At 36.0% G+C, this 4,001-nt stretch carries 5 protein-coding genes; 1 reads left to right on the top strand and 4 read right to left on the bottom strand.

Annotated elements, in window-relative coordinates:
• The 4 genes from infB to rimP all read right to left on the bottom strand — a co-directional run.
• A partial coding sequence (gene infB, locus RQ907_RS07915; RefSeq protein ID WP_311492833.1) for a translation initiation factor IF-2 occupies window positions 1-1,367 on the bottom strand: 1,367 nt, incomplete at its 3' end.
• Between the two features lie 9 nt (window positions 1,368-1,376).
• Window positions 1,377-1,643: an RNase P modulator RnpM gene (gene rnpM / locus RQ907_RS07920; protein ID WP_311492834.1), complete on the bottom strand. Its 267-nt coding sequence runs from the start codon at window positions 1,641-1,643 to the stop codon at window positions 1,377-1,379.
• Between the two features lie 27 nt (window positions 1,644-1,670).
• The gene (gene nusA / locus RQ907_RS07925; RefSeq protein ID WP_311492835.1) at window positions 1,671-2,927 is read right to left on the bottom strand and encodes a transcription termination factor NusA; all 1,257 of its coding nucleotides are present in this window, start codon (window positions 2,925-2,927) and stop codon (window positions 1,671-1,673) included.
• A gap of 11 nt (window positions 2,928-2,938) precedes the next feature.
• A complete protein-coding gene (gene rimP / locus RQ907_RS07930; protein ID WP_311492836.1) occupies window positions 2,939-3,382 on the bottom strand; it encodes a ribosome maturation factor RimP in 444 nt (147 codons plus the stop codon).
• A 255-nt stretch (window positions 3,383-3,637) separates the two neighbouring features.
• On the opposite strand from rimP, the gene RQ907_RS07935 reads away from it, so the two are divergent.
• Window positions 3,638-4,001, top strand: a 364-nt coding sequence (locus RQ907_RS07935) for a carbon starvation CstA family protein (RefSeq protein WP_311492837.1), incomplete at its 3' end; no start/stop codon positions are given.

Genomic DNA, 4,001 nt, shown 5'->3' on the forward strand with positions numbered 1-4,001 from the left:
CCAAGAATTTGGGCTGGTATAGAAGGACCTGCTTCTTTGATTGGCTTACCCTTTGAGTCAAACATAGCCCTAATTCTTCCTGAGGAAGAACCTGTAACTACATAATCTCCTTGGCGCAAAGTTCCCTTTTGGACAAGAACTGTTGCCACTGGTCCCCTTGCCTTATCTAATTGAGCTTCGATTATTATACCTACTGCATCCCTATTTGGATTTGCCTTTAATTCCCTAACTTCAGCTACAAGTAGGACCATTTCAAGTAAGTCCTTGATTCCCTTCCCTGTGTGGGCTGAAACTGGAACCATGATGGTATCTCCACCCCATTCTTCTGGTACAAGGCCGTATTCCATAAGGCCCTGCATAACTCTATTTTGATCGGCTGTTTCCTTATCCATTTTATTTATAGCTACGATTATTGGTATATCTGCTGCTTTGGCGTGGTTTATAGCTTCAACTGTTTGTGGCATAACTCCGTCATCTGCAGCTACAACTAGGATAGCAATATCAGTTGATTGAGCTCCCCTCATCCTCATTTCTGTAAAGGCTTCGTGGCCTGGTGTATCTAGGAAGGATATTGCCTTGCCATTGATATCTACAGTATAAGCACCGATATGTTGGGTAATTCCACCGGCTTCTCCACGGGTTACAGATGTATTTCTAATAGCATCTAGGATACTTGTCTTACCATGGTCAACGTGACCCATTACTGATACAACAGGAGGTCTTTCAATTAAGTCTTCTTCCTTATCTTCATAGTCTAAGTCGTATGATTGCTCTTCTAGGGCATCATATTCTTCTTCCTTGAAGATTTCCTTGCCAAATTCCATGGCTACAAGGTTTGCTGTATCAAAATCTATTTGATCATTAAGTCCTGCCATTGTGCCAAGACCTATTAATTTTCCTATTACTGAATTTGGGCTTTCTCCAAGTTTGTCTGCGAACGCCTTGACATTTACTGTTTCTGGTATTTCTATTCTTGAATCTTTATTAGCTTTCATATTCTTCTCTTGCCTATTGCTCTTCTTTGATTTTTTCTTCTTGTTCTTCTTTTTTCTGTTCTTTTTTACTGGTTTTTCTTCTTCGTCTTCGTCTGTGCTTAAATTTTTAAGATCGACTTTCTTTTCTCTTTTTTTCTCTTGTTTAACTTTTGCTTTAGGCTTTTCTATTACTTCTTCTTCGCTAACATCTTCACTAGAATCGTCATTTAACTCACTAAGAAATTCGTTGATTAATTTGCGATCTTCCCCACCTATCATAGACATGTGGGATTTTATACCTAGGTTAAATTCTTCATTTAGAATCTTAATCATTTCCTTAGATTCTAAGCCATTTTCTTTTGCCAATTCGTAAACTCTTATTTTATCAGCCATCTAATCACCTCATTTTAGTTCATAAGCTTCTAACTCCTCATAAATTTTGTCATCTATCTTCATTTTAAAGGCTTGGTTTAGCTTATTTGATTTCTTAAGGCCCTTAATGCAAGCTTCATCCTTGCAAACATAAGCACCTCTTCCGTTTACTTTTCCACTATCATCTATTAGGATTCCTTCTTCCTTGTTATTTACAATCCTTAGAAGGTCTCCCTTATCTTTTAACGAACCACACACAATACATTTTCTTTGTGGTATTTTGCGAGTTTTTTTCATTTTTTATTCCTTGCTGAAAGCTAGCTCCTAGTCCTCATCTGTAGGTTCTTCAGAAACTTCTTCGGTACTTCCCTCAGAAATTTCCTCATCTACTATTTTTTCTTCATCATTTTCTAAAGCATTTTCATCTTCACTAAGATTTTCTTCTTCCAAATCGACTTCTGTCTTATCTTCAATCAAATCTGAGTCTGCCTTAGTTTCTTCATCATCATGGATAGCAAGAATTTCATCAATTTCTTCCTGGCTTAGGCTATCAAACTCAAGTTTTGACTTAATATCAATCTTCCAACCAGTTAATCTTGCTGCAAGTCTTGCATTTTGACCTTCCTTACCAATAGCTAGGGAAAGTTGGTCATCTTCAACAACCACCAAGGATTGTTTATTTCTCTCATTTACATAAACTTCAATTATATCTGCAGGAGATAGGGCATTTGATATAAAAGCTTCTATATTCTTTGAATAGTTTATAATATCAATTTTCTCTCCTTGGAGGGATTCAACTATAGAATTAACCCTAGCCCCCTTATAACCTATACAAGCTCCAACTGCATCAATGGTTTCATCATTCGAAAATACAGCCATCTTTGTCCTAGAACCAGCTTCCCTAGCTATAGAATAGATTTCTATAACTCCATCAGTTATTTCAGGCACTTCTAGTTCAAAAAGTCTTGTAACAAGATTTTCTGAAGACCTAGACAAAACAATTTGTGGGTCCTTGCCAGAATTTCTAACTTCCTTGATTAAAAACTTCATCCTCTCATTTGGGATATAGGATTCTGTAGGTACTTGTTCCTTAACAGGGACAATTCCTTCAATCCTATCCAAATTTACATAAACATTGTATTTATCAACTCTTTGGATAGAGCCAGTTATAAGTTCATTTTCCCTATCTAGATAATCTCCAAAAAGTGATTCCCTTTGGGCGTCCCTTATCTTTTGGATTACGATATTCCTAGCAGTTTGGGCTGCTACCCTGCCGAAATTTTTTGGTACAAGCTTAATCCTTGCAGTATCTCCTACTTTAAGTGAAGCATCAACTTCCTTAGCATCCTTTAGGCTAATTTGGTTGATACTATCTTCTACCTTATCAGCAACTTCTTTTAGGGCATAAACCCCGATTTCTCCTGTATCGTGGTTGATTACCACATCAACATTTTCTTGGTTGTCATAATTCTTTTGATAACTTTTTACAAGCGCCTTTTCTAGAGCATCGAGGATTACTTCTTTTTCTACATTCTTATCCTTACATAGCTCTTCAAGGGCCAACATAAAGTCTTTGTTCATACTATCTCCTTTTAGAACACAATCTCTATTTTAATTTCTTTGATATCTGTTTTCTTAATTTCGATTTCTTCGCCGTCTTCCTTGACAAAAACAATCGAATCGTCTTTGATATCCCTCATCTTAGCTAGGATAAGGTCTCCATTTTTAAGCTTAATCTTAAGAAGCTCGTCCTTATTTCTAAGAAGGTCCTTATCAGTCTTAAGTGGTCTTGAAAGGTCTTGAGAGGATACTTCTAGGTAATAGGAGCTCTTGATAAGGTCTAACTCATCTAGCCTAGCATCAAGAAATCCACTCACTCTCTCACAATCATCAATTGTAATTCCATTTTCATTATAGATATAAAAAATCAGTCTATTACCATCTTTGCCTCCTATGAACTCAAGGTCAACTAGGTCATAGCCAAGATTTTCTATATCGCCTTCTAAGGCAGTTTTTAATTTTTCTATCAAATCCATCTCAATCTCCCCTAACATTAAAAAAAAGTGGAATTTCCGCCCCACTCTTACTAAGTTTACTATACTTGCTTATCTATAATTATCAATCTTTTTTAAAATTAATTAGAAATTGCAAATAGTCTATTTTTCAAATTATCTTTTCTTTATAAATATTATCATGAAAATGTTTTATTTGTTGAAATTTACAAATAAGGCTTGTAATATTTTCATATCTATTTTATAATGGTTATAAGATAATAAATAAAGGAGGACACAATGACACTATTTATTATTGGACTTATAATTTTGTTAGGTGGAGGATACTTCTATTCAAAATATGTTGAAAGTCAACTAGAACCAGACGATAGAGAAACTCCAGCAGTAAGAAAAGCCGACGGTGTCGACTTTGTAGTCATGAGCAAAACCAAAAACTGGCTTATTAACCTACTAAACATAGCAGGTACTGGACCTATTTTAGGACCTATCCAAGGTATCCTATTTGGCCCTATCGCTTTTATCGCCATTCCTATTGGTTGTGTAATTGCCGGTGCAGTTCACGATTTCATGACAGGTTTCATCTCTATGAGAAACGGTGGTAGCCAAGTGCCAAAACTTGTTGGTAAATACCTCGGTAGCGGAA

The sequence above is a fragment of the uncultured Anaerococcus sp. genome, from assembly GCF_963510575.1.
Classification (GTDB): domain Bacteria; phylum Bacillota; class Clostridia; order Tissierellales; family Peptoniphilaceae; genus Anaerococcus.